This window comes from Bradyrhizobium sp. LeoA1Lang (assembly GCF_055413685.1).
The window spans coordinates 30,831-57,635 of sequence record NZ_JBVAPG010000043.1 but is presented as its reverse complement, the minus strand read 5'-3'; the positions used below and the strand labels follow the sequence as shown (position 1 = coordinate 57,635).

The window sequence follows — 26,805 nt, the reverse complement described above, 5'->3', positions numbered from 1 at the left end:
TGCGGCCCTTCAAGCTCACCACAATCCCATGACGATCAAGCCCGTTGCCCATGTCACAAGGGCCGCGTAACATTCATTCTGGCAACGTCGGCCCGACGTAGTTCAACACCGATCGGGACATCCCCAAGTCGCCCGTGCTTCATGCGTTAGAGCATGATCCGGAAAAGTGGAGACCGGTTTTCCGAAAAAGATCATGCTCGTGAATATCGCTTTTGGCTCAAGAGTGGAGGGGGAGCCGAGTGGAGGGCCCGACGTCCGGCTTATTTGCTTGAAGTAGGGCAGCGGCTTCACGCTCAGCATGCTGCCGGCGAAGGCGAGGGGCATACCACCGATGACGAGTCCGGCAACCGCACTCCAGCCATCAGCTAGGTTGCGCTAATCGACTGTCCTCCAGCACATGTGCAGCATAGGCGTCATGAACGTTGCGATCCACTGGAACTGGTGAGCTAGTTCACAATGCCCGAGATCATTGAGTGTTAGATAGGTTTCATGCGGAGCCTGACCATGCGTGCCATCATCGTATTTGCTGTTCTTTTCGTGATCGTGGCTGCAACGCACCACGGTGCTTATCGACCGTATCCAACTGCTCCAATGCCTGCAGTCAATGTTCCTTGACCGGATTAGCCTGGGTTCGTAAAACATGGGCTCTTGAAGAGGAGTTGTAATGGCGAAGAAAAAGAAAGCCACGCGGGTGTTATGGTCGAAGGACGACCTGAAGACGCTCAAGACCATGGCGAAAGAGAAGCGTGGTCGAGACAAAATCGCAAAGTCTCTCAAGAGGTCGCCCGCAGCGGTGACCGTGAAAGCATCGGCCCTCGGCATTTCACTGAGCACCAAGTAGCTTGACATCCCTGCTTGCGAGGCTCGCGATGGGGAATGCGTAGGCCGATTCCGTCTCCGCGCGGCTCGGCCCATATCTTAGATAGATAGCTTCATCGCGTCGATGCAAGGCGTTCGCGTCAGCGCGCATCCGCCTTGCCTCCGCAATGCACATGTCGCTTCGATAGCGACCAGGTCGATCCGGATTCCGCATGCGAGACCCGTCCCGCGTGACGGCGTTGTCTCGCGCGTCGAGCGGATCGGCCAGCATCGAACTGATGAGTCCAAAAGACGCACCGGTTCGCGCAGCAATGAGTTGCGCGACCACGCAGCGCATGCCGCCAGGCAGGCGGCGCGATGCAATTCGCATGCGGGCGCCTTGCCTGCTCCATTCAAGCGCAAATTGAATATCCCCCGATTTGAAATTTATTTATCCGCGAAGAGACGTTCGGCTGGATTCAACTCATTAGAAAATCACGATTATCCACGTTTGGTTTGACGAAGATCGACATCTGGTTGTTCAGCAAAGGGCTGGGGTGCGACACAACAGCAAATTGAATTAAATCACGACTAATATTTAATTCGCGAAAATTAAACATTTTCAGACGGTGTCATAGCATGAGGCAGTTATACGAAGAGTCCGGTTTGGGCCGCATGGCTCTCGGAGTGCAGACGTGGCCACGCACGCTTCTGCGAAGAAATGTCCGAGTGTCAGCTTCAGACGAAGACGAGTCGCTGTCGCTGCTCGCCGCGCGGAATTTGCAGGAAGGTCTGGGCCTGAGTGCCTCAGGTGTCGCGGCGTCGGCATCCACTGCAACGTCGGACGCCGGATTTGCAGCGTTGACGACCGAGGTCCGGATGCCAACCTCCGCGGCGGCCGAACCAGCGCCGACAAATCCTGTGGTCATCCTTGGTCACGTGCCTTCGATTGCGACCCCGAACATTTTCGGATCTTCCACACCTCCAGCAGTCGCGCAGGTTTGTGGCTGCGGCTACTTCATTGCCCCAACACAATTGCTCGATCAGAAAGCAGCCAATGCGGCGTCGGCGCAGTTGCACGGCAGCCGCGTGTCTGGCGGAGCAGATTTCGTGTTGACCGGCCGCGCCGGGGTCATGGGCGCCTCTACCAGTGTCTCCATGTCCTTGGAGAACGTTGCGCCGCTCGCAAATTGGAATGCACCATCAGGCGGAGGGGCGATCAGAAGTTGGGGCATGCTGCCGGGCGGCGGAGAGACTGGTACCGGCACGGGGAAGGGTGAAATCGGAATTCTGTCGGGCTCGGTAACGACTGCAGAGCTTTCTCCTGCCGCGCGGCAGCCCAACACAACCGCGTCGCCTAACGGGCTTGCGGCCGCCGCGACTTCTACAAATCCAATCGTGCTCGAGAACCAGAAGCTGGGAAACCCGCAAAGCGAATGGGATATCGAGGGTGCTGGCAGCTCGAATATCGAAGGTTTTGCCACCGACATCAGCGTGAATCGTGGCAACCAGATCGATTTCAAGATCAATACGGATTCTTCAAACTACCGGATCGACATCTACCGCCTCGGCTATTATGGCGGCATGGGAGCGCGAAAGGTCGCGACCATCCAGCACACGGGCGTGCAGAACCAGCCGGCGCCGCTGCGTGACGACATGACCGGCCTTGTCGATGCCGGCAACTGGTCCGTTTCGGCTTCCTGGGATGTTCCGGAAGATGCCGTGTCGGGCGTCTATATCGCAAAGCTCGTACGCGAGGACGGCGTTGAAGGCGCCAATCACATCCCGTTCATCGTCAGGGATGACAGCAGCACCAGCGATGTCGTCTTTCAGACCTCCGACACGACCTGGCAGGCCTATAACGGCTGGGGCGGCGCGAATTTCTATGGCGGCAACGGCCCTGCCACAGGTCAGGGTGCCGGACGCGCCTACGCGGTGAGCTACAATCGGCCGATTGCCACCCGCGGCAGCGTTGGAAGCTTTGCAGGTCCGCAGGACTATCTGTTCGGCGCTGAATACGCGGCGATCTACTGGCTGGAGCAGAACGGCTACGACGTCTCCTACATGTCGGGCATTGACACGGACCGTTACGGCAGTCTGCTCCTCAATCACAAGCTCTATCTCGACGCTGGTCACGACGAGTACTGGTCCGGGCAACAGCGCGCCAATGTCGAGGCGGCCCGCGATGCCGGCGTGAATCTGGCGTTCTGGAGCGGCAACGAGATGTATTGGCGCACGCGCTGGGGCAACAGCATCAGCAGCGACGCCACGGCGTACCGCACCTTGATCTCCTACAAGGAGACCTGGTCGCCAGACGCGTCGATCGATCCAAGCGACCAGTGGACCGGAACGTTCCGTGATCCCCGTCTCAGCCCGCCGGCGCTCGGCGGAGGGAGTCCGGAAAATGCCTTGATCGGACAGATGTTCCAGGTCGATGATGTCGGCCAAGGCAGCGGCCTCCAGGCCATCACAATTCCCTACGACGACGCCAATCTGCGCTTCTGGCGCAATACCAGCGTTGCGGCGCTTCAGCCGGAGCAGATAGCGACGCTGACCAGGAACTATCTCGGCTATGAGTGGGACGAAGCGGTCGACAATGGATTCGATCCCGCCGGCCTCGTCCGGCTCTCCTCGACGACAGTCCCGGTTACCTCCTATCTCCTTGACTACGGCAACACGACCGGAAGCGCCATCTCGACCCATAACCTGACGCTCTATCGCGCGGCGAGTCGCGCATTGGTCTTCGCCGCCGGAACGGTCTACTGGGCCTGGGGTCTGAGCGACAATCACGACCTGACGCCAACGCCCACCGACGTGCGCGTGCAACAGTCGATGGTCAACCTGCTCGCCGATATGGGTATTCAGCCGGGAACGCTGCAGCCGGACTTGGTCGCCTCCACCGGCTCCACGGACCAGACCGCGCCGACCTCGAGCGTCAACGCGCTGGCAAACATCAGTGCCGGAGACGTGGTCACGATTTTCGGCACGGCATCGGATTTCGGCGGCGGCGTGATCGCCGGCGTGGAAGTATCGACGGACGGCGGCTTGAGCTGGCATCCGGCGATTGGTGACGAGACATGGTCCTATAGCTGGTCTCCGCAGGTCGCCGGGACCTACACCATCATGTCGCGCGCGGTGGACGACAGCATCAATCTCGAAACGCCTTCCGTGGGTCGCACGGTGACCGTCGCGGCTCCGACTTACATCTCGCTCTTTCCGGGCTCGGCCACCCCCGATACCGTCAACACCACGGATGCAAGCGCCGTCGAACTGGGCGTGAGATTCCAGACGTCGGTTGCCGGCACCGTAAGCGGCATCCGCTTCTACAAGGGCAGCCAGGATATCGGCACCCACACCGGCCAGCTCTGGAGCAGCACCGGCACCTTGCTGGCAACCGCCACATTCACAAACGAAACTGCAAGCGGCTGGCAGAGCGTGACCTTCTCCAACCCGGTTTCGCTGACGCCTGGAGCCACCTACATCGCCTCCTATCACACGAGCGTGGGCCATTACTCCTCGAGCGTAAACTACTTCATGAGCAATGTGACGAGCGGTCCGCTGACCGCTCTCGCCAGTGGCAATGGCGTCTATGCCTACAGCAGCAATATCGCGTTCCCGACAAGCACGTTCGCGGCGACGAATTTCTGGGTTGACGTCATGTTCAATCCTTCTGCCGCCAACAGCGCGCCCATAGCCGCCAACGACGACGGACCGATTGCGACACGCGATCTGGCCCTGACGATCGCGGCGTCGTCCCTGACCGGGAACGACAGCGATCCCGATGGGGATGCGGTCAGCGTCATCGCCGTGAGTGCAGCAACGCACGGCACCGTCGTGCTCAACACGCAGCCCAATCCGCAGAACAACACCATCACCTTTACGCCCGATGCCGGCTACACCGGTCCGGCGAGCTTCACCTACACGATCTCAGATGGGCGCGGCGGTACGGCATCGGCCACTGTCAGCTTCACCGTGGTACCGCCAGGAGCGGCTCCCGTCAGCCTGTTCAGCGCGTCAAGCACGCCGGCTCTGACCGACCTCAATGACGGATCCCAGATCGAAGTCGGGATGAAGTTCACGTCCTCGGTCGCCGGGCAGATCACGGCGCTCAGATTCTATCGCAGCGCGAGCGACACCGGCATCAACACCCTCGATCTCTGGTCGTCGACGGGCACTCGCCTCGCCACCGCCACCTTCACCAATACGTCAGCCAGCGGTTGGCAGACCGTCATGCTGCCGTCAGCGGTTTCGATCGACGCCAACACCACCTATGTCGCGTCCTATCACACCACCGGCGCCTATGTGGCGACCAACAACTACTTCACCACGGCCATCGCAAACGGCCCGTTGACCGCGCTTTCCAGCCTTGCCGCCGGCGGCAATGGTGTCTACTCCTATGGCGGCACCAGCACGTCCGGCATCTTCCCGACCAGTTCCTATAACGCCGCCAACTATTGGGTCGATGTCGTGTTTGCGCCGTCCGGCGGCGCCAGCAATCTGCCGCCGGTTGCCAACAACGACAGCGGCTACGACACCACGCAGAACACGGCGCTGACGATTGCGGCGGCGGCGCTGCTTGCCAACGATACCGATCCGGACGGCGGCACACTGGCAATCACGGGCGCGAGCGGCGCCGTCAACGGCACGGTCAGCTTCAACAGCCAGACCAATACGATCACCTTCACGCCGACCGCCGGCTATACCGGGCCCGCGTCCTTCAGCTACGACATCGCAGACGGACAGGGCGGCACGGCCACTGCAACGGTCAGTCTGACGGTGAATCAGGCAGCCAACCAGCCGCCGGTTGCGAACAACGACAGCGGCTACGACGCCGCGCTGAATACGGCTCTGACCATTGCCGCGTCAGCCCTGCTTGCCAATGATACTGATCCGAATGGCGATCCGCTGACCATCACCGGTGTGAGCGGCGCCGTCAACGGTACCGTCAGCTTCAACGCCCAGACCAATGTGATCACCTTCACGCCGAACGCCGGCTACACCGGCGCTGCGTCCTTCAGCTACGCCATCTCCGATGGGCGCGGCGGCACCGCGACTGCAACAGCCAATTTGACAGTGATCCCGCCGTCGGTGAGCTTGTTCTCAGGCTCCGACACGCCGGCGATTCTCTCGGATTCCGACCCGGCCCCGGTCAATCTGGGGATGCGGTTCACGTCCTCTGCGTCCGGCACCATCAACGGCATCAAATACTACAAGAGCGCCGGTGACACCGGCACCCACACAGGTTCGTTGTGGAGCAGCACCGGCACGCTGCTGGCGACCGCCACATTCACCAACGAGACCAGCAGTGGATGGCAGACGGTGACCTTCAGCAATCCTGTCTCGATCACCGCCGGCACGACTTACGTGGCAAGCTTCCACAGCAACGGCCGCTACGCGTCGACCAGCAACTACTTCACCACGTCGCGCGTCAACGGCCCGCTCACCGCATCCGGCGGCAACAACGGTGTCTATACCTACGGCACTGATAACCTGTTCCCGACCAGCACCTTCGGTGCGACTAACTACTGGGTGGACGTGCTGTTCAGCCCGGTGGGCGGCGCTGCCAACCAGACGCCGGTCGCGGCAAACGACTCCGGCTTCAGCGCCACTCAAAACTCGCCGATCTCGATTGCAGCCTCCGCGTTGCTTGCCAACGACACCGATCCGGATGGCGATACCCTGACGATCACGGGCGTCAGCAACGGCGTCAATGGCACCGCAAGCTTCGACGCTCAGACCAACACCATCACCTTCACACCTAACTCCGGCTATACGGGACCGGCGTCATTCAGTTACGCCGTCTCCGACGGCCAGGGCGGGACGGCGAGCGCATCCGCCTCCCTGACCGTCAACGCAGCATCCGCGAGCATCACAAGCCTGTTCGGCTCCGATCCGACACCGAGCGTGGTGTCAGTCAATGATCCGCAATCGGTGGAGCTCGGGTTCAAATTCCAGTCGTCCAGCGCCGGTGACATCACCGGGCTGCGCTTCTACAAGGGCCCATCGAACACCGGCACCCATACTGCGAATCTCTGGAGCAGCACCGGCACCCTGCTGGCCACCGCCACCTTCACCAGCGAGACGGCCAGCGGCTGGCAGCAGGTCAACTTCGCCGCGCCGGTCACGATCACTGCAGGGACGACGTATGTTGCGTCCTATCACACCTCAGGAAACTACTCCGCCGATCCCAACATGTTCAGCTCGGCGATCAGCAACGGGCCGTTGACCGCACCATCATCGGCTTCGATCGGAGGCAATGGCGTGTATGCGTATGGATCGGGCAGCCTGTTCCCGACGAACAGCTATAATGCGACGAGTTACGGCGTCGACGTGCTGTTCCGTCCACAACTCGCGGCATGAGGAAAGGAGTCAGTTCATTGTCGTCTCGGCGGCGATCAGTTCTTTTCCATCCGTGGTCCTGATCGTCAGCTTCACCTGTTCGCCGCTGCTGCCGTCAAGAATCGTTGCCGAAATGCGATTTCCATTTTTCGGATCGGCTTTCACGATGTCGTCGAACAGTGCCGTGTCGCCGCGTTTCAACGTTACGCGGAGCGGGGCGGCCGGTTCGATACTGAAGAACTGGAGAGACACGCCAGACGCCTTGGCCGAGAGATTGATCAGGATATTCTCATTCGCATGCGTCACGTTGCTCATGCCGACAGTCGGACTGTAGGTCTCCGGAATCGAGACCTCACCCAGCGCGGGAAAGTCAGCGCTATGGAAAAATTGGTCTGACACGCCCGCCCATAATTCGACGTACGGTCGCCACTCATTCGGCTCCTTGCGGGGATCGGTTTCGCTGGTGAACGCGTGGAATCCCCACGTCCACATTTTCAAGCCCGGCGTCAGCGTGTTGTCCGCGATGCGGATAATTCCCTCTTCGTTGTTATGGTTGATCACGCCCCAGAAATTCCCGCCCTGCATATCGGGTGCCGCGTAGGCGATGCCCATCGTCGGCCAGTTCTTGAAGAAGCGCAGGCTTTCGAAGCGCCGCGTGCCCATGCCCGCGCTCTCGTCGCCGTCTGCCAGATTGGCCGACCAGGCGGGCGTGCTGTAAGTTCGGATCGGCGCGATGATTTCGGCGCCGGCGGTCGTTTTGGGGCTTTTCGGCTCCGATCCCGGAGCGAGCGTCGTGCATGTCCAGTACTCGTACTGGATCGCCTTGTCGTGCGGATTCTTCAGCACCATGCGCGCATCGAGTGCGGCCCGACCGGCCTTGAGCGTGACGTAATAGGTCGCTTCGATCCCGGTTGAACTCCTGAATTTGCCAGGCCGCGCGGAATAATCGAAATTGTCTTTAAGCGACATCGCGACCGTCACTTCGTCGGCGCTCTCCTTCACCACCTCGAAAGCCCACGGCTTCAGCCACGTTTTGCCGTGCTCGGGATCCGGGAATGTAGGGAAGATGCCGCCGTATACCATCAGCCAGTCGTAGTAGAAATTTCCGGCCTTGATCCCGTAGGGCACGCCGACATCCGTGCGATAGAGTTGTTCGTGGCCGGTCGGCTTGTAAATGATGGAAAGAATGCGCCCGCCGAATTCGGGCACGAGTGTTACCTTCAGATATCGATTCTCGAGCACGTGAGCCCTGAACGTGCGATCGACGATCGTGTTCTTGTCGAGGGACCCGCTGAGAAATCCGTTCTCCGCATCGGTCGCGTACTTGACGGTACTCCACGTCATCGCCGTCTCTCTGAGAGACGCGCTGTCTGGCGCCGGCGAAGCTGCACGCACGACGTGAAACGCACAGAGCGCCGAAACTGCTGCTATTCCGAAACAAGCAAGAGCACGCGAGGGAACCCCGACCGGCATCTACGTCGCCTTTGAATGAGCACCAGCAGAATTCTAGTGCGCGTCGCCTCGAAACGGAACGCCAAAACCGCAATGGGTCAAACGCCGACGATAGGGACTGCGCAAGCTCGTTCCGCTTTAGATCTGAAAGCGGACGCCGACGGCTCGAGTGGTCGGGTCGGCTATGGGCCCAAGATCGGAAATACTGGACGCGACGTTGCGGCAGGCAGAAGCAGCGGACCTATTCTCGCGTTCAATCCGACGGACGAGCAACGCGACGTATGGATGCGAGCACCATGGGATGTGAGGCAAAGGCGTTACAGCATTGCTGGACGAGGCGCTAAGTATCGCTGCGCGTGGGCTTCGGCCGTGAATTCGACGAGCCGATCGCTCTGCCGAACGGGTGCGATCCCCCATGACTTTGGCAGCGCCGGCGTTTTGAGTTACGCCAGCCGTCAGCCGCCGGACCGAACCAAGAACGGATCCACGGACTCAGCTAACTGGGTCGCCAATTGGGCGGCGGCAGGCGGGGACTGCTTTTCGGGCGGCAGCGAGCCGACAGAATGGACCGCCAGTCCAGTACCAGCGGCAAAGGCGGCTATCGCAATTGCAACAAAATATTTGATCCTCATGGCGATGTTTCCTCCATCGGCCCTACGGACTAACCGGACATTCTCTGAAATGGTTCCACCGTCCGAACGGCGTCCGATCAAAAGTCAGGGAACGAAAGCTCCGGTCAAGACTTTAGAAGCACGAGACCGTCGCTCGCCGTTAACTACATGGCGCATGTCGCGGGATAGCCAAAGGTTCCTGCTGCGGGGCCCGCTGTTCTAAAAGAAGCGCTCGCGCAGATAGCCAAAAGCGGCGGTCTCCGGTTCCGTTCAAAATTGCCAGCCGCGTTCGCACGCGGGAGAGCTGCCGGAGGGGTAGGCGCGCTGGGTCTCCGATGCTGGCGCTTTTTCTTGCCCGAATGAGGCCGCGCTATGCGCAACCGCATTAACATAGACCACGGACACAGCCGAGCAATCGTTCAAGAGATTGGGGAGAGACTGCGCGCATTACTGAAGGAAGAGCCGGAACTACCGCGGCGCCTTAGAACACAAATCGACCGGCTCCGCGAATTGGAAGAGCAGTCGCCATCAATCATTCCCGATGTTGAGCGCTGGGACAAACGTCTGCGTTGAGCCGCCTTGGGACAGCACACCCGGCTCGGCCGAACAGGACGAGCAATGCCATCGGTGAAGCTCCGTGCGTCAAGAATTTTGAGTGAGTATGGTGCGGCGCAATCCGAATTGATCGGCAGCGCCGTCGTCCTTACCGACGGAAAGGCAGGCACGGTCGAGAACGTTTGGCTGGATGAACTGCACGGGCTTCGGATTTCGATCGAAGGTCATGATGGAAGATGGCCGGTCTCAACCATCAAGTTCCCAGAGGACTAGACCGTCGTATCGGCTGCTAACTGCCCAGAGCGCGCGCTCCTTTCAGAGCATTCCAATCAAGATGAAAAAGCCGACCTCGATCAGGAAAGTGATGGACATGATCGTGATCGTAAGGAACACGTCGCCCGCCGAGAGAGGGTCCATGAATGCCTCGCATCTTGCGAAGCCCCGGGAGTAAATCAGTCAGGCTAGAAAATGTTTCGGTTCCAAACGCGGACAAAGCGAGCTGCCGAGCGTCGACCAGCATGGGCGGCCTTAAGGCGAAGTCCGCAAAGGGTCAAAATCGCCGTTTTGACAGCCGGCTATCCGGAGACGCGCGGCGAACGCCCGGCAGATTTGGAGAGGCGGCTCAAATACAACGCCGCCCTGACCAGGGTTGCGATGCAGGATGCCGCCGTTCACCGGCTGCTGGTGGAGGTTCAGCGCCTGCTCAGGTCGCCACGCGTCCTCCAGGATCCGGCTGTCGACCGGCTCGGTCAGCGTGAGCTAATCCAACTGGCATCCTCTTCCTTTTCCAGAAGCGTTACGAAATGGCAGACCGACTAATGCCTATCCTTGAGCAGCCCTTCGGCTTCTTTGATTTCGGGGAGATCCTGCCACCCCGCGTCGAATTCAGCGAGGACGGGAGCGAGCACTGCGGATACCGCCCCAGGTCGGCCATTTGTGTTGTGCAGGCGCGCAAGTCCAAGTGCGCCGCGTAGCTCGAACGTCCTTGCCTGTTGGTGTCGGGCGATTTCCAGGGCTCTGTTGAAGGCATCTTCGGCACTGGAAAGGTTCGCAGCGTCATGACGCAACAAAAGTTCACCTTGGACGCGATGCAGTTCGGCATCAAGCCAATGCTGGCCGGATTGTTGCGCCCACCCGATCAATTCCCTCAAAGTTTCCAACCCGGCCTCGGGTTGGCCCGCCTCTGCATCCGCCACGGCAACATGCATCCCCCAAAACGGTTCACAGAGGTAGCAATCATTCTCGTGCAGCAACGTCCAGCCTCGGCGCATTTCCGTGAGCCCAACCATTCGCTCGCCTGCACGCCACTTTGCCAGGCCGTTCAGATAAGTGCCCGCCGCCACATACAGCGGCATCGTATGGTCGCGCGCCAGACCCAAGGCCAGGATTGTCTCCGTTTGCTCCAGCATGCCCCCGCATAGTCCGTCGAAAACAGCCCGATGAACGAGCGCATTGGCTTGAGCAAGCGCTCGCTTTTCACCTGAACCACTCACCGCTTCTGCAGCGAGCCGGCGCGCGCGATCGATCGCTCCAAGCGGCCAAAGCACCAGGGCAAGAAACCTCATGATAACGAACGGCAGATCGAGCGCGGACGCCCTGAACGTCGCGGGATCCGGCTCGGCACCATAGATCGCGAGTGCCTGTTCGAGATGCATTCGCGCGTTCAAGTACTCGCCGGCGAACCAGCAGGTCACCCCACTGGTCCAGTGTGCGACAATGGCGGCTATCGGCGACTCCGGCCGTCGGTCGGCGGCACCAATGATCGCATCCGCCAACTCCCGCATCGGCGCGATCTCGCCGTGAGTGAGGCATGCATTGAACAGGCCGGAATGGATCGGCGCGAGTTCAGCCGGATCATTGGTGTCAGCCGCGAACTGTCGGGCGCGCGTCCATGCGGCCACCGTCTCGGGAGCGCTGTGCCCAAGGCTGCCCCGCAACGCGCGGCCATATGCGATTTGAAGATGGAGCCGACTCATCATCCGATCAGGCTCAGCAGGCAGTTCATCGGCAATGGCAACGGCCTTGCCGAGATGTGCAATCGCCTCGGAATAGGCCGAGCGTTTCAACGCCTGCTGGCCGGCCTTGCGCCACCACTCAAGGGCTGACCCGCTCAAGCCCGCCTGGGTAAAGTGGTATGCCACGACTTCCGGCTCGGTCTCGGCCATGCTCGGAAACTGATCGCGAAGGACATCGCCAATGTGCTTATGCAGCAGTTGCCGGCGGCTCTTGAGCAGGCTCTCGTAGGCCGCTTCCTGAACGAGTGCATGCTTGAAGCTATAGCTCGCTTCGGGTGGCGTCCCGCGGCGCAACAGCAGTTCGGCCTGTTCGAGCTGCGCCAGCGCGGCGCTCAGCGTCAGCTCATCCCGCCCCGCTACGCATCGCAGCAGCGTGTATGGGAAGTCGCGGCCAATGGCTGCGCCGATCTGGGCAACCTCCTTGACCGGCGCCAGCCGGTCGAGCCGCGCCATGAGCGAGTCGTGCAGCGTCGCGGGAATGGCGAGTGGCGGTAGCGGACTATCGAGGCGATAGCGCCCGGCTTCTTCCACGAGCAGTCCGGACTCCAGCACCATCTTGGTCAATTCCTCGACGAAAAGCGGGATGCCATCCGTCTTGTTGATGATCTGCGTCATCATTTCGCGCGGCATCTGTCGACCGACAGCCACCTGCTCGACCAGTGCGCGCGTGTCCTGCCGGTCAAGCCGATCGAGCCGCAGCAGGCTGACATTGGCAAGGCCCGCCCAAGGCGGCTCGAACTCGGGCCGGAATGTCATGAGCACGAGGATTGGCAGTCCCCTGATCCGATCGACCGCGAGGTCGTACAGCTCGAGCGTCGTGGCATCAGCCCAATGCATATCCTCGCAGACAATCAGCACAGGTTGCTGCCGTGCCAAGCCCTCAAGCTGGTCGAGGAGCGCAGCGAATGTCTGTCGCCGCTGCTGCGCTGGAGTCAAGCCGAGCGGCGGATAGCGCTCGCCGGTTGCGATCGACAGAAGCGCGGCAATAAGCGGCGTCACACTCGCCACCTGCCGCGTTCCGAGCGCCAGCATTGCCTCAAGCTTGTCGAGCGTTTGCGCGGGTGTGTCCTGTGACGTGATGCCGGCTGCCCGCTCGAGCTGAGCGATGAAGGGATGAAGCGCACTGTTGGTATGGTAAGGCGAGCACTGATACCGCACCCGGCGGTGCGACCCCAGCGCGAGGCTCTCGGCCAGCGTTGCCACAAGGCGCGATTTGCCGATTCCGGCCTCACCGGAAATCAACACCACTTGACCCTGGCCCTGCCATGCCAGTTGCTGGCGCGAGAGCACGAATTCGATTTCTGCCTTGCGGCCGACAAAGCCAATCGAGCGCGCCGTGCGCACCGCCTCGAAGCGGCTCTCCGATGCCGCTGCACCTTCGACCGCCCAGACCGCGATGGGATCGGAGATCCCCTTGACCTCGCGGTCGCCGACATTGCGAAAAGTGAAGAGGTCGCCGAGCAGCCGGCGCGTTGAAGCAGAAACCACAACCACCCCCGGCTCCGCCAGGCTCTGGAGCCGGGCAGCGAGGTTCGGTGTATCACCGACCATCGCCTGCTCCTCCGACGCACCTCCGCTGATGAGGTCGCCGACCACCACAAGCCCGGTCGAGATCGCGATCCGCACTTCGACCCGTTCTTCCACGCGCGTTTCGAGCTTTCCCATTGCGGCGATGATATCGAGGCCCGCTCGCACTGCGCGCTCCGCGTCATCCTCGTGTGCGCGGGGATAGCCAAAATAGGCGAGGATTCCATCGCCAACGAACCTGGCGATCATGCCGTCATAGGCGGCAATGACCCTCGCGCAGGCGGCCCGGTAGGCTCTGATCACCTCCCACATGTCCTCGGGATCGAGGCGCGCCGAGAGCGCAGTCGAGCCTACCAGGTCGCAGAACATAACGGTGAGATGGCGTCTCTCGGCGTCGTGCCGATGCGCCGAGCCGGTGATGAGTTCGGCTTGATCGAGTTCGGCGACCGCACGGAGCATTTTACGGCGATGGCCGAGCAGGACTCCGAGCCTGTCGAAGTCCTCATCTTTCAGTTCGGGCAGGATGCCAATATCGATCCCGTTCTCGGCAAAACGCTTCGCGTATTGCCCAAGCCCAAGCTTATCGAGCCAGTCCGCAATCTGCTGCATTGGGCACCACCCACCCTCTGGTTGGCGGCTAGCCGAACTGAATTACCATGCTCCGACCACGATCTGCCTGCCGACTGATCCCCTCAAGTCTGATAGCCCGGCCGGTCTGGAACGAAATGTGAGGCCGCTGACAATAGGACCGAATTTTCTCCTGCCGAGGTAGAAAGAAAAACCGCCAGCGCGCCCCGGGTGAGGGAGGAGGCCGGGCAGCAGGCACAATCATCTGTTGGTACGTCTCTGCCTATTGGCTAAAGGTTCATGAGCGCAGGTGGGCTGAATGGGCGAACCTGAAGCGGTTATGCGCAGCATCGCTGCGACCTGTCGAGAATCGGAGGGAACCTCCAACCAAGTCTGTCCGAAACTGCGCTCTCGTCGACTGTAGAGCGGGTATTTCGAGGGTGGTTCGCGGCTCTCTGGTCGTCGGCGACCACAACCTGTTATATAGGTCTGCGTCCGAGAATTACTTAGGCTTAGGCGATCATGGAGGAACTGCATGTCCGCAGCTACCGACGTCATGGCCGAACTGGCCTTGCTGGAAGATCCAAAGCTGCGCGCAGCCAATGAAGAACGCGGCGACGATCATGGCGTCAATCTGTCTGCAGTGCGTGCGGTCGCCAAGCGCGTGAAGACCCAGCATGAACTGGCAAAAGAGCTCTGGGCCACCGGTGACACGGCTGCACGGCTGCTGGCGACCTTGATCGCCAGGCCAAAAGCCTTCTCCGCCGATGAGCTCGACGCGATGATCCACGACATTCGCGCGCCAAAGCTCCTGGACTGGTTTATCACCAACATCGTCAAGCCTGGGAAGCACGCTGAAGAGCTGCGTCTACGCTGGAAGGACGGCACGGATCTGGTCGGACGGGCCGGCTGGAGCTTAACGACTGATCGCGTGATCAAGCGTGCTGATGGGTTGGATTTGGACGGCCTGCTGGACCAAATCGAGATGGAGATGAAGGATACGCCTGCACCCAAGCAGTGGTCGATGAACCACTGCCTTGCCGAGATTGGCATCCGTCACCGCAGATACCGCCCTCGCGCCATCGGCATTGGCGAAAAGCTTCAGGTTCTCGTCGACTATCCGGCGTCGCCGGGCTGTACGCCGCCTTACGCGCCCGTCTGGATTGCTGAAATGGTGCGTCGCCAAAAGGCGTTGGCCTAGTGGCGTGCCGCACGGCGGCGCTTGCGATCGACTGTCGCTACCGCCGTTCAGGTCTTCGCAATGAAGTCCTCAAGATCATCAAAGAACCGCTGTTCAAACCCCAGCATGCGATGCGGATGATGGCCGCACTGTTTGTATTGGACAACTTCAAGACGGGGATTGGTCGCCAGCAGACTGCCGGCGTGTTCATCCGAAAATGCTCCTCCGAACCGTTCCTCGCCTCGAACGAGCTTTGCTGGGCACAAGAACGGTCGCTCGGTTGATATCGATGACAACGCCTCTTTCAAGCAGTCATCACGAAGACAACGCGGGTCGACGCGCTGTATCGCGGAAGCGTGGCTGAGCAAATGGCGGGCCGATATGTGGTCCTTGACGACACCTCCCAGGCGGTCAGGCCCATTGGAAAGAAACTCGACATAGGTTGTGAACGGCGGAGGCTCCTGCTGCCATTTCGTCAGCCGCAACAGCAAGAGTGAGAACAACTTCGAGAATATCGAGTTGCTCCATTCCTCCAGACGTCCCAGGAACCACGGCGGGTCCTCAAGGAATACGGCCCGAATGTTCGGATTGGTTTGGCTGAGCACACCGGCCACGCACGCGCCCAGCGAATGCCCAACGACGATTGCCGGACGGCCTATCGCCGCCAGAGCAGTCTCGGCATCGGAGATGTAACCCGCAAGGTCATAGTTCGGCGCGCGATCGGAGTGGCCGTGACCACGAAAATCGAGCGTCCAAACGCAATATCGATCGATCAATCGTTGCCTGGTTTCGTCCCACGTATCACGACTTACGCTTGCCCCATGCAGGAACAAGACAGGCACCGCATCCATCGGGCCATCGACTGATGCGGCAAGTCGTACATTGCCGTTCGCCAAGGTAAGGTCGGTCATGCATTATGCTCCGCGAAGCGGACCGTGGACGGCAGATTGCCGCAGGAGAGTGCGAGTTCCAAAATTGAGTCTCAAGAGCTGCTGTATCACTCCTGCGCGAACACAAAAATCGCTCAATTGCGTGCCATTTCTGCCACGTCCTTGGAAAAAAGGATCGTAGCAGTTGCTGGCTCCGGAGCCGGTTGTTGCACCCGTAAGAATCATCAGCTTAGCTCCAGTACGCCCTTGCCGGGGCTAGGTTCGTCTCGTAAGGGGATGGACCGAGACATGGGCCATCTTAGGACACGCCATCTTAGGACACATGGACACGCCGCGTACGTGCAACGTGCTTATGCTCTATCCGCGCTTCGCCGCGGACTCGTTCTGGAGCTTTGGCGAATCCTGCAAGTTGATGGGCGTTCGCCGCCCCGCGGCTCCCCTCGGCCTGATTTCCGTCGCCGCGATGTTACCGGGCCACTGGACGGTGCGCCTGGTCGACTGCAATACGGCGTCGCTCTCGGACGATGATCTTGCCTGGGCTGACGTCGTCTTCACCGGCGGAATGTTGCCGCAACAGGCTGACACGCTGCGGCTGATCGAGCTTTGTCGCTCACAGGGCAAGCCGGTGGCTGTCGGTGGCCCCGACCCGACCTCCAGTCCGCACATCTATGCCGCAGCCGACTTTCAGGTGCTCGGTGAGGCCGAGGGTGTTATTGGCGAGTTCATTGCGGCTTGGGAGAGCGGCGCCCGATCGGGCGTGTTCACAGCGCCCAAGTTCCAGGCCGACGTCACCAAGACGCCAGTGCCGCGTTTCGACCTGCTCAACTTTGAAGACTATCTCTATCTCGGTGTGCAGTATTCGCGCGGCTGCCCCTTCACCTGCGAGTTTTGCGATATCATCGAACTTTACGGACGGGTGCCGCGGACCAAGACCACCCCGCAGATGCTTGCCGAGCTCGATGCGCTCTACGAGATGGGATATCGCGGCCATCTCGACTTCGTCGACGATAACTTCATCGGCAACAAGAAGTCGCTCAAGCTGTTTCTTCCGGAACTCGCCGCCTGGCAACGCGCGCACGATTATCCGTTCGAGTTTTCGACGGAAGCCTCGATCAATCTGGCCGATGATCGGGAACTCCTGGAGATGATGGCCGCGGCCAACTTCTTCGGCATTTTCGTCGGCATCGAAAGTCCGGACCCGGCGACCCTGGCCGCGACCAAGAAGAAGCAGAACACCCGACGCGATATCGCGGAGAGCATTCACAGGATATACGGCGCCGGGATGCTCGTCACCGCGGGCTTCATCGTGGGCTTCGACAGCGAGAAAGTTTCGATCGCGGGCGCCATGGTCGACTTCATCGAGGAGGCAGCCATCCCCGTCTGCATGGTTGGCCTGCTCTATGCCTTGCCAAACACGCAGCTCACACGCCGCCTTGCCCGCGAGGGTCGGCTGCACCCCAATCATGATATGGGGCCAACCATCGGCGGCGATCAGTGCACCGACGGCATCAATTTCGATCCGACGCGTCCGATGCGCGACATCCTGATGGACTACAGACAAATTCTGGAGAGCGTCTATCACCCTGCCGCGTATGCGAGCCGTGTCGACCGATTGATGACGATGCTCGACCGTTCGAGGCAACGCCAGGAACTGCCTGTCGGTGACATCCGTGGCAAGGTGCGGGCGCTGGAGACCGTGCATCGCGTCGTCACCGCCATTCCCGAAGCGCACGATCCGTTTTGGCGAACGTTCCTCAACAGCGCCAAGCGAGACTCGTCCTCGGCACGAATCGCGGTAGCCATGATTGCGGCCTACGCGCACCTTGGACCTTTTTCACGCCAGGTCATCAGCGCCATCGATCGTCGTCTGGCCATTCTGGATGGGCCACCCTCAAATTCGACGGCTAACATCGCGATGGCCGAGAACAGAGCCTGACGCCCGCGAGATGCGGCGGACGCAGATCTAACAAGCTGCACAAGGCAAATTGAGTGCTCGACGCCACCCCGAGCTCGCTCCGCTTTACATCTGAAAGCGCAATAAAATTAATCTACATGCATTTTTATCTTGACACAACTAAAACTAGAACGTGTCATTCGAGAATATCGCCTTGCCGACCCGTGTGACCGAATTTGAATGATGGTGATAGCCGGCCCCGCGAGCGCATCGGCCCAACGCTTCTGAAATGGCAACAGGCAGATGCAAAGTTGTTTGATGTTCCGGAGGCCGCTTCGGGTCATAAGCCGGCGGTGGGATTCCACGGAAAGAGGTCTGGTCTACTTCTCAGAGCGAACATTTGGGAGAGGTCGGTCTGTTTCAGAAGGCCAACAGCGGAAGCCGCGATTGGACTACAGGGACTGCGTACTATCGTCAGCGATAAATATCTTGCGTGAACCGGTTCACAGATGGATGGGCCAGACCGCGATACGTTAACGCCGGCTCTTGTCCGACGGGCGCCAGTGCGATCAGCATGTTCGAGAAAGCGTCGAACATCGACGTCCACCGCTCCGTCGCACACACGTGTTTCGCAATTCTGGGTGTTTCGCAATTCTGGATCTATGAGCCTGTCCAAGAACGACTGATCTCGTCATCTCTACGCAATTCAGAAATTCGATCGGAGAATGAGCCACACGACAGATTAGATGGAGGAACCAATGGTGAAGAGAGCGATAGCGCTCGGCGGTGGCGGTCCGGCAGCAGGCCTGCACATTGGGGTTCTGGAAGCTCTTGCCGACGCAGATATAACCTTTGATGTGTGGACATTGTCCTGCATCGGCGCTTGGGTTGGGATCGTCTACAATCAGTTTGATCGAGTTGCAAATAAGGATAGGGCGGAAAAGACCTATCAGTTCTTCAAAAATGGCGTGTTTCGAGACGATGAAGGCTATAGGCGCTTTCCCATAAACACCGTGTTCGGTCCGGATTGGGAGAGCGTTGGCAAGGCTGTGACCAACTTCGTCACAGATCCCAATACCTATAAGGATATATGGAGCCCATCCAGCATCATGAATGCCTACAGGGAGTCCATGTCGCTCTGGTTCGCTCAACAGCCTGACACAGACGGCGGGAAGAGGTTCGCGAACCTGGACAGGGGAGACGTAAACGGATGGATTCTTAATCAGGTGCTGGCACCTAATCCTTTCGTTCGTTATCTCACGTCCATGATGTATCTGTCCCACGTCACTGGCCTCTCCAGGATCAACTATCCGCACAGCCAGTTTATGAAGAGCATAAATTTCGAGGCGCTGAAAAAACCTGGAACGCCATGCATATTTCACAACGCCTGGAATCTTGACGCACATAAGCTTGCGTTGTTTTCCAACCGTCCAATGACCCAGAAAGCCGACGAGAAAGAGTACAAGGGGCCCATCAGCGCATCCAGCCTATGTGCGTGTTCAGCCCTTCCCTTCGTCGAAGAAACCGTACGGATCGACGGAGTTACATACTGCGAAGGAGCCCTGGTCGACACGGTCAACTTCGAGAGCTTGCTCGAGGAGCACCATAAGCCAGACGATCCGCTACACGAAATATGGGTGAGCAGGATCGTCGATGCCAAGCAAGTCCGCAAGCCGCAAAACCTTCACGATGCGCTGGCAAATCTCTGCCAATTGTTCGCTGCGACCGTTGGCGAAGATGACGTCAGGCTGTTCAAATACCATGTGCGGTACGACCCACCAAAACCCGGGGACAAGAAGTGGGAAGGCACCGTCGTCGAGATTCGGGTGCCGGGGCACATCAGTTTCAAATGGAATCACAGCAACCTGGATATGGGGCGAAAGCTGGGGAAGGCTGCTACGGAACAAGCAATCAAAGCATACAACAAACACAAAGGGCTTCCGGAGCATGCCGGGCCACATTTCATAAATGAGGATCCGAAGAAGAACGACCCGCAGGGATGGGGGGAGGTGCTAGATACGTATCATGATTGTCAGAAGCGAGCGGCTTAACGCCAAGGTAAAGTAGCGTTACGGCCGACCTTCTGAGCCAGGCCACGATATCGGGCGTCCAAGCGAAATTACCGCAGCCGGTCGAGTAATGCCTTTGCTTGCCTTAGATCCTGCGTATCAAGGCCCTCGGTGAACCAGGCGTAGATGGGCGCGAGCAGCTCGAGCGCTTTCTCGCGCCTGCCGCCCTGATCGATCCACAAGGCGGCAAGGTCTACGGCAACTCGAAGTTCAAGGGCCTTGGCGTGCTGGCTTCTTGCAATTGTCAATGCGTGATCGAGCATTGATTGCGCCTCGGTGCCGGCTTCCGGTACGCCATGGAAGAGCGACACGCGCGCTTTCAGTCGATACAGTTCGGCCTCAAATATCCGTTCGCTATTACGCCTGGTTGTAGCTAGGCCCTGTTCGATAAGCTCCAGCGTAGCTTCGCATTGTTGGCTCGATAGCAAGGCCGGACAGAGGAGCACGTAGAGTGCTGTGATGCCGAGCTGATAGCCCGCGCTGTGATGTTCCTTCATCGCAGTCCGGATTTCCGCGAGCGCGGCGGACGAAGGATCAAGAAAGGTGGCGCTTATCCCCCGGACGGCGCGCGCCAATCCTCGCCATTGCCGGAATCCGTGTTCCTCCGACAAGGCGAGACAGCGTTCGGCATAGCGGTGTGCAGTCAGGAACTCGCCCCGAAGAGCGTGGAGAATGGACGCATAATAACATCCATAGGCCTGCGAATGCGGATGACTGATGGCGTCGGCACGCCGAATGGCGGCATTCAGGCGTGCGAGTGCCGTATCTGTGCGGCCCAGCAGCCAGAGGGCCCATGACATCAAGGCAAGATCGGCCACGCCCGCATCCTGGCCGGCGGCACGCGCCGCCAATCTGTCCTGCTCGCTGCTCGCCTCGAACGCTTCGAAGGCCCGTTCGATCACGTCGTGGGCGCCCGCAAGATGTCCCATGAAAAGACGAATCATCCCTTGCCCACGCATCGCGTTGAGCAATGTTGGTCGATCGCCGCGCGCCTCCGCGAGATCGAGCAGCGCCGAGATCATTTCCTCAGCGACCGGCAACTCACCACGCATGACGCTCGCGGTGGTCAACCAAAACATGATTTGTAGTTCCTCGGGGGGATCTCCGAGGCGCTGGCACAGCTCGCGCGCACGAGTGAAGGTCGCCACCGCATGTGGCGAGGCCGGCCCCTCGGTCGCGATTAGGCATGGTCCCAGCGCGAATTGGAAATCAAGCTCGCGTCTGTCCTTCTGTGCGCCGTCGGCCGAATGGGCCAAGATCTCGATGCCTTTCCGCAAGTGTGCGATGGCTTCGAGGTTGGCGGAGCGCATGGCCGCCTTATTGCCTGCCTGGAGCCAATATGCTCCTGCCTTTTCGAACAGTCCTGCCTCCGTCAGGTGGAGTGCGAGAGTCTCGGGTTGAGTCTCCACAATTTCCGGGAACCGTTGCTCGAAGACGTCTGCGATGGTGGCATGCAGCGCTGCGCGTCGGCTCTTCAGAAGTCCGGCTTCGGCAGCGTCCCGCACGAGCGCATGCTTGAAGGTGTAGACCGCGCGAGGTATCTCGCCCCGGCAGAATATCAACTCCGCCCGAACCAACTGGGCAAGCGCCTCCTCAAGCCTCTGCCTCGGCAACCCGGTAACGGCCCTCAGCAGTTCGTAAGAGAACTCGCGCCCCACAACTGCGCCGATCTGAGCCACGTCCTTTACCGGGGCCAATCGGTCTAGTCTGGCCATCAGGGATGCGTTCAATGTCGTTGGAATCGCCATCGAGGGTAGCGGACGGCTGAGCATGTAATGGTCGTCCCGCTCCTGCAGCAGCCCGGTTTCGAGCACGGCCTTGGTCAGTTCCTCGACGAACAGGGGCACGCCATCGGTACGGGAGAGGATTTGGTCCATGACCTCCTCCGGGAGCGTCTTGCCGGCTGTGATGCGCTTGACCAATGCCGCCCCGCTGCGCCGGCTCAGCCGTGTGAGCGGGACCGTCGTCACATGTGCATGACCAGGCCAGGGCGGCGTGAACTCTGGTCTGGCGGTGATCAGCAGCAGCACGCGAAGTCGCGGCATCCTTTCCAGTGTAACCGCGAGCAGCTCCAGCGAAGTCGGGTCTGCCCAATGGGCATCCTCAAAGATGACAAACACTGGCTGCCGCGCCGCCAATGCGTCGAGCTGAGCCAGGAACGCCGCCAGCGTCATCTCCTTGCGCTTCTGCGGACTCAGCTCGGGCAGGCGGTAGCGCTCGCTGAGCGGCAGCGACAGAAGGTTGGCCAGAGCCGGCACCACACGGTCTGCTTCAGCGCCAGACCGCAAGAGCAGAGCTTCAAGCTTGGCAAACTTCTCCGTCGGCGTCTCGCCTCGCTCGAACCGGGCAGCACGTTCGAGATTGGCGATGAATGGATACAGCGCACTGTTGGTGTGGTGCGCCGAGCAGAAATGGCGTACCGTAATGTGTGGTTCGGTCCGGAGTCGCTCTTGAAGCGCCAGCGCAATGTGCGACTTACCGATACCTGGCTCTCCAGTTAGAACCACCACGCAGCCTTCGCCTGACGTGGCATGCTGCCAGCGCCGCAACAGCAGCTCGATCTCCTCGTCACGCCCGATCAGCGGTGTCAATCGAGTCTTGCGCTGCGCCTCGAAGCGGCTTTCCACTCGGCTTATCCCGAGCACCTGCCAGGCAGGTACTGGCTCCGCCCATCCCTTGAGCGCGATCGAGCCGAGGTCGCGGTATTCGAAATATCCGGCGGTGAGCTGGTGCGTACTCTCGGAAATCAGCACCATACCGGGTTCGGCGAACTGCTGCAGGCGAGCAGCCAGGTTCGGTGTCTCACCAATGACCGCCTGCTCCCTGGCGGCACCTTCACCGGTCAGATCGCCCACGACGACCATGCCGGTGGCGATACCAATGCGGACCTGTAGCTTGGTGCCGATGTCCGTCTGGAGGTTGGCCACGGCATCGACCAGTGCCAGCCCCGCGCGTGTCGCCTGCTCGGCATCGTCCTCGTGCGCCTGGGGATAGCCGAAATAGGCAAGCACGCCATCCCCCATGTATCGCGCGATGACGCCCTCATTCCGGGAGATAACCTCCGCGATGCAGTCGTGATAGGCGCTGATGACCGAGCGCAAGTCCTCCGGGTCCAGTCGGGCCGAAAGTGCCGACGAATCCACCAGATCGCAAAACATGACCGTGAGTTGGCGCCGCTCGGCGCTGTCCCGCGGCGCTGGTTTGGCGCCCCTTCGGGCCGATACAGGGATTTCACTCTTAAGTTCTGCAATCGCGCGCAGAATCTTGCGCCGGTGCCCAAGCAGGACGCCGAGATCCTTGAGGTCCTGCTCCGTGAGATCGCCGACGACCGAGAGGTCGATGGCGTTCTCGGCGAAACGCTGGGCGTACTCTCCCAAGCCGATCGATGCTAGCCACTCTGCAATACCCGTCATGGTATACCTATGGCCTCTGCGATCAGAATAGCACATTGGAGAGGCCTGCGAAGGCGCATCTGTCGACGGAAGCCCCGATCGCCGGACTTCTCACGCAATTTAACACAGTGGCCCGGGCGAAGGGTGGACGCTGCAAAGCGACGTCTGTTAGGGGGTCCCGGCTTGTAAAAACGGCCTTAAACGGCGTCGGGTGAGAGCCAGGACCCCGAGGGTTGTCTCAGGCTGCAAGCGCGGGGATCAGCGGCTTGATGCCGACAATGTTCATGGCTCGAAGATTATAGACCAGAACCGAGAGCGCCATCTCGCCGGCTACTTTTGGAAGCGTTTTGGTAAGGAAGTGTGTCGCTCCCATACGGGCCTTCATCGTGCCGCGCCGCGATCAAAGACTTGGCAGCGCGACTCGATCGCGTCGAAAGGCGCCTATCGCATTCGGCGCAACAAAAACTCGTAAAACTTCGGATTGTCGGCTCGCGAGACATTGATCCTGATCGCTTTGGCCAGAGAGCTATTTTTGTCCAGGCAAAATAAACTCCCAGGCGCGATAAAGATGCTTTCCTTTGCTCCCTCACGCGCAAGCTTCATGTCGTCCACGCCCTCTGGAAGCAAGAGATAAAGATAATATCCCGCTTTGGTCCCGGAATAGATCTGGTGGCCGGCTCGCAATAGATCGGCTTCAACTCGGCTCAATGCAGCTTCGGTCCGCTGCCCTAGTCTCTTCAAGTGCCTGTCGTAGTGGCCATCCACGAGCAATCGATGGAGCAGGCGTTCGACGTGTCCCGAGCTGTTTACAGTGGTGAGCATCTTGAGCTCTGCAAGCGTCGCGATGCGGTCGCTGCGGGCCGCGATGAAGCCGGATCGCAGGCTCGCCGAGAGAGTTTTCGAAAATGTTCCAATCGATATGACGTTGTTCAGCTGGTCCAGCGTGGCCAATCTGCTGTTGGCTGTCATCGGAAGGTCGACGAATGGATCGTCTTCAACGATAACGAGATTGGATCGCGTCGCCGTTTTGAGGATGGCGTGCGCAACGGGAAGAGTTATTGAACCTCCTGTTGGATTATGACCGAGCGACTGCGTGAAGAACAACTTCGGGCGCTCCGTTTGTATCTTAGCTGCGAGGTCGTCGACGTCGGGGCCATCAGGCATGCGTCGAACGCCCACGATCCGAGCCTGCGCGAGGGTGAGCTTTGCGAACAGGGGATAGTAGCCTGGTTCGTCGACCAGAACGGTGTCGCCAGGCGACAACATCGCTCGGATGATCAGGTCGAGCGCATGGTTAGCTCCGAACGTGAGCAGGAGGCTGTCCTCCTTGATCGCAATCTGCTGCGCGCGTAGCCGCAAGGCGATCTGTTGCCTGAGCGGCAGGAAACCAAGTGCGGACCCGTACGCGTCGGCATCGGCCGGCAGCATCCTTCCATTACTGCTTAGGTATCTCTTGATCTCCGAGTGCTCCGTCCACGATGCGGGTGGTCTTCCATCCCCAACGCGTATTTCGAAGTTCTGCGAGAGTTGGGCGTTCAGCAGCGAGGCGATGTCGACTGCTTCCGTGACGTGCCTTGGCCTTCCCTCAGCACCTCCACGAAATGTAATGACGAAACCAGATCCCGCCTTTGCCGTAACGAGGTTGTCGAGCACCAGCCGGTCATACGCTTCGACAATGGTGTTTTTGGAAACGCCAAATTCTGCGGCGGCTTTTCTGATCGAAGGCAGACGGCTGCCTTCCGGTAAAGCACCGGAAAGTATCTGCACGCGCAGTCGATTGGCTAACCCGCCGGCTAGCGTCGCTCCGCGATCGCGTTGATCAAGTGTAGGCGCCACGCAATGCCTCCTGGTAGGTACAGTGCCGGACAGTTCTTCAAAAGTGTATCTTGGACCCGACAGTACTAAGATGACCTCCAGCGGTCCAATGGGAAGCTTGCGACGGCAGGAGTCACTCCCAAGCGAGATGCCAGACACTTGGCGTACCGACCACGTCGACCCCACCCTCTCCCGGGAAGGGTACAGTTATGGACAGTATTTTGAAACTGTCCCTTTCGATCGCAGTGCGATGGTGCCTAACGTCGCGGCAATCGAAAAACTCTCGATGGGAGGCGCGGCGATGGCCGGAGTGGATGAACAGCCCAGAAATATCAACTCGCGCTTGGAAAACCTGCGCAACCTTCCGCCCGCCGAGAGGATGGGTCGCGTGGCCAATGCGACATCGCTGGGTGACGCCGAGAGAGCGGCCTTCAGCGCCGGCGCGCTGCCGATCGCGCTCGCCAATGGCATGATCGAGAACGTCATTGGTACGTTCGAATTGCCAATCGGCATCGCCACCAATTTCACCGTGAACGGTCGTGACTATCTCGTTCCGATGGCGATCGAAGAGCCTTCGGTGGTCGCAGCAGCGTCGTATATGGCCCGGATCGTCCGCAAATGCGGTGGCTTCCAGACGTCGAGTTCAGCGCCGATGATGCGAGCGCAGGTGCAGGTGTTGGGGGTGACCGATGTGTATGGCGCTCGCGCAAGGGTGTTGAGGGAGCGCACAGCGATCATCGCTGCAGCCAATAGTAGAGACAAGGTTTTGCTTTCGCTTGGGGGCGGATGTCGCGACATTGAAGTTCATGTCTTTGAGCACACCCCAGTGGGGCCGATGCTCGCCGTACATCTCATCGTCGACGTTCGCGACGCGATGGGAGCCAACACGGTCAATACGATGGCCGAGACGGTTGCTCCTATCATCGAAAAGATCACGGGCGGCTCGGTCCGTCTCCGTATTCTTTCGAACTACGCGGATCTGCGCATCGCCCGCGTCATGGTGTCCGTGACACCAGATGCGCTGCAGACCGACGAGTATAGCGGCGCGCGTGTTGCTCAAGGCATCGTCGAGGCTTGCGCGTTCGCGATCGTCGATCCCTACCGGGCGGCAACCCACAACAAAGGCATCATGAACGGCATCGATCCGGTTGTTGTGGCCACCGGCAATGACTGGCGGGCGATCGAGGCTGGTGCCCATGTCTGGGCGGCCCGGTCCGGCCGCTATACGTCGCTTTCCAACTGGGAGATTGACGGCAATGGCAATCTCGTCGGCACGCTCGAAATGCCGATGGCGCTCGGCCTGGTGGGCGGCGCCACCAAGACCCATCCAGCCGCTCGGGCCGCGTTAAAAATCCTGGGTGTCCAGAGTGCTCAGGAACTGGCGGAGGTCACCGTCGCCGTTGGGCTGGCTCAGAACATGGGGGCCCTTCGGGCGCTCGCGACTGAAGGAATCCAGAAGGGGCATATGGCGCTTCACGCCAGAAACATCGCGATCGTTGCCGGAGCTGCTGGCGATGAGATCGAGAAGGTCGCCGCCGCGCTTGCTGCCGATCACGATGTTCGTGTCGACCGCGCCAAGGAAGTTCTCGAGAAGCTGCGTTCGTAAAACGTTGAAACCATGCACGCCACTCTGTGCAGGCATTATGCCGCCTCGACGAGCGGGCATGAAAATGTATCTTCGGTGCTCACGCTCTTGAACGA

16 protein-coding genes and 1 pseudogene are annotated in these 26,805 nt (G+C 60.0%); 9 read left to right on the top strand and 8 right to left on the bottom strand.

Annotation, left to right across the window (positions count from 1 at the left end):
• Positions 1–664: 664 nt before the first annotated feature.
• Complete coding sequence (locus tag ACZYOF_RS16895) at positions 665–841, top strand: hypothetical protein (RefSeq protein ID WP_165421322.1); 177 nt, start codon at positions 665–667, stop codon at positions 839–841.
• Between the two features lie 836 nt (positions 842–1,677).
• Positions 1,678–7,158, top strand: coding sequence for a DUF4082 domain-containing protein (locus ACZYOF_RS16890; protein WP_463716467.1), 5,481 nt, complete (start codon positions 1,678–1,680; stop codon positions 7,156–7,158).
• 9 nt (positions 7,159–7,167) lie between these two features.
• Here the strand turns inward: ACZYOF_RS16890 and ACZYOF_RS16885 are convergent, their stop codons facing one another.
• Together ACZYOF_RS16885 and ACZYOF_RS16880 are read right to left on the bottom strand one after the other, a co-directional pair.
• Entirely contained in the window at positions 7,168–8,610 is a 1,443-nt protein-coding gene (locus ACZYOF_RS16885; protein WP_463716465.1) for a DUF5107 domain-containing protein, read from the bottom strand.
• 434 nt (positions 8,611–9,044) lie between these two features.
• The gene (locus ACZYOF_RS16880; RefSeq protein ID WP_282531096.1) at positions 9,045–9,221 is read right to left on the bottom strand and encodes a hypothetical protein; all 177 of its coding nucleotides are present in this window, start codon (positions 9,219–9,221) and stop codon (positions 9,045–9,047) included.
• A gap of 351 nt (positions 9,222–9,572) precedes the next feature.
• Here ACZYOF_RS16880 and ACZYOF_RS16875 point away from each other — a divergent pair, with 351 nt between their 5' ends.
• The 3 genes from ACZYOF_RS16875 (at position 9,573) to ACZYOF_RS16865 (ending at position 10,574) form a co-directional block, all read left to right on the top strand.
• Positions 9,573–9,773: a hypothetical protein gene (locus ACZYOF_RS16875; protein WP_463716464.1), complete on the top strand. Its 201-nt coding sequence runs from the start codon at positions 9,573–9,575 to the stop codon at positions 9,771–9,773.
• A gap of 45 nt (positions 9,774–9,818) precedes the next feature.
• On the top strand, positions 9,819–10,028 hold the full coding sequence (locus ACZYOF_RS16870) for a PRC-barrel domain-containing protein (protein ID WP_130580648.1): 210 nt from the start codon (positions 9,819–9,821) through the stop codon (positions 10,026–10,028).
• Between the two features lie 291 nt (positions 10,029–10,319).
• Positions 10,320–10,574 (top strand): hypothetical protein, encoded by a 255-nt coding sequence (locus tag ACZYOF_RS16865; RefSeq protein ID WP_463716463.1) that lies wholly within the window; start codon positions 10,320–10,322, stop codon positions 10,572–10,574.
• On the opposite strand, the gene ACZYOF_RS16860 is transcribed toward ACZYOF_RS16865, so the two are convergent.
• Positions 10,571–13,906, bottom strand: coding sequence for an adenylate/guanylate cyclase domain-containing protein (locus ACZYOF_RS16860; protein WP_463716462.1), 3,336 nt, complete (start codon positions 13,904–13,906; stop codon positions 10,571–10,573). The two genes, ACZYOF_RS16865 and ACZYOF_RS16860, sit on opposite strands and share 4 nt — an antisense overlap.
• Before the next feature lie 493 nt (positions 13,907–14,399).
• Between ACZYOF_RS16860 and ACZYOF_RS16855 the strand changes: the two genes are divergently transcribed.
• Complete coding sequence (locus ACZYOF_RS16855) at positions 14,400–15,065, top strand: DNA alkylation repair protein (RefSeq protein WP_463716461.1); 666 nt, start codon at positions 14,400–14,402, stop codon at positions 15,063–15,065.
• A gap of 47 nt (positions 15,066–15,112) precedes the next feature.
• On the opposite strand, the gene ACZYOF_RS16850 is transcribed toward ACZYOF_RS16855, so the two are convergent.
• On the bottom strand, positions 15,113–15,955 hold the full coding sequence (locus ACZYOF_RS16850) for an alpha/beta fold hydrolase (protein ID WP_463716460.1): 843 nt from the start codon (positions 15,953–15,955) through the stop codon (positions 15,113–15,115).
• Between the two features lie 301 nt (positions 15,956–16,256).
• On the opposite strand from ACZYOF_RS16850, the gene ACZYOF_RS16845 reads away from it, so the two are divergent.
• On the top strand, positions 16,257–17,870 hold the full coding sequence (locus ACZYOF_RS16845) for a B12-binding domain-containing radical SAM protein (RefSeq protein WP_130580644.1): 1,614 nt from the start codon (positions 16,257–16,259) through the stop codon (positions 17,868–17,870).
• A gap of 432 nt (positions 17,871–18,302) precedes the next feature.
• On the opposite strand, the gene ACZYOF_RS16840 is transcribed toward ACZYOF_RS16845, so the two are convergent.
• Positions 18,303–18,425 (bottom strand): hypothetical protein, encoded by a 123-nt coding sequence (locus ACZYOF_RS16840; protein ID WP_463716459.1) that lies wholly within the window; start codon positions 18,423–18,425, stop codon positions 18,303–18,305.
• A 161-nt stretch (positions 18,426–18,586) separates the two neighbouring features.
• On the opposite strand from ACZYOF_RS16840, the gene ACZYOF_RS16835 reads away from it, so the two are divergent.
• Positions 18,587–19,879, top strand: a complete 1,293-nt coding sequence (locus ACZYOF_RS16835; protein ID WP_463716458.1) for a patatin-like phospholipase family protein — start codon at positions 18,587–18,589, stop codon at positions 19,877–19,879.
• Positions 19,880–19,947: 68 nt separating this feature from the next.
• Here the strand turns inward: ACZYOF_RS16835 and ACZYOF_RS16830 are convergent, their stop codons facing one another.
• The 3 genes and pseudogenes from ACZYOF_RS16830 to ACZYOF_RS16820 all read right to left on the bottom strand — a co-directional run bounded on the left by ACZYOF_RS16830 (position 19,948) and on the right by ACZYOF_RS16820 (position 25,125).
• On the bottom strand, positions 19,948–23,310 hold the full coding sequence (locus tag ACZYOF_RS16830; protein WP_463716457.1) for an AAA family ATPase: 3,363 nt from the start codon (positions 23,308–23,310) through the stop codon (positions 19,948–19,950).
• Positions 23,311–23,527: 217 nt separating this feature from the next.
• Positions 23,528–23,680, bottom strand: a pseudogene (locus tag ACZYOF_RS16825) (IS5/IS1182 family transposase); the annotation flags it as partial.
• Between the two features lie 50 nt (positions 23,681–23,730).
• The gene (locus ACZYOF_RS16820; protein WP_463716456.1) at positions 23,731–25,125 is read right to left on the bottom strand and encodes an aminotransferase-like domain-containing protein; all 1,395 of its coding nucleotides are present in this window, start codon (positions 25,123–25,125) and stop codon (positions 23,731–23,733) included.
• Positions 25,126–25,405: 280 nt separating this feature from the next.
• Between ACZYOF_RS16820 and ACZYOF_RS16815 the strand changes: the two genes are divergently transcribed.
• Positions 25,406–26,710, top strand: a complete 1,305-nt coding sequence (locus ACZYOF_RS16815) for a hydroxymethylglutaryl-CoA reductase, degradative (protein ID WP_463716466.1) — start codon at positions 25,406–25,408, stop codon at positions 26,708–26,710.
• The last annotated feature ends 95 nt before the right edge of the window (positions 26,711–26,805 follow it).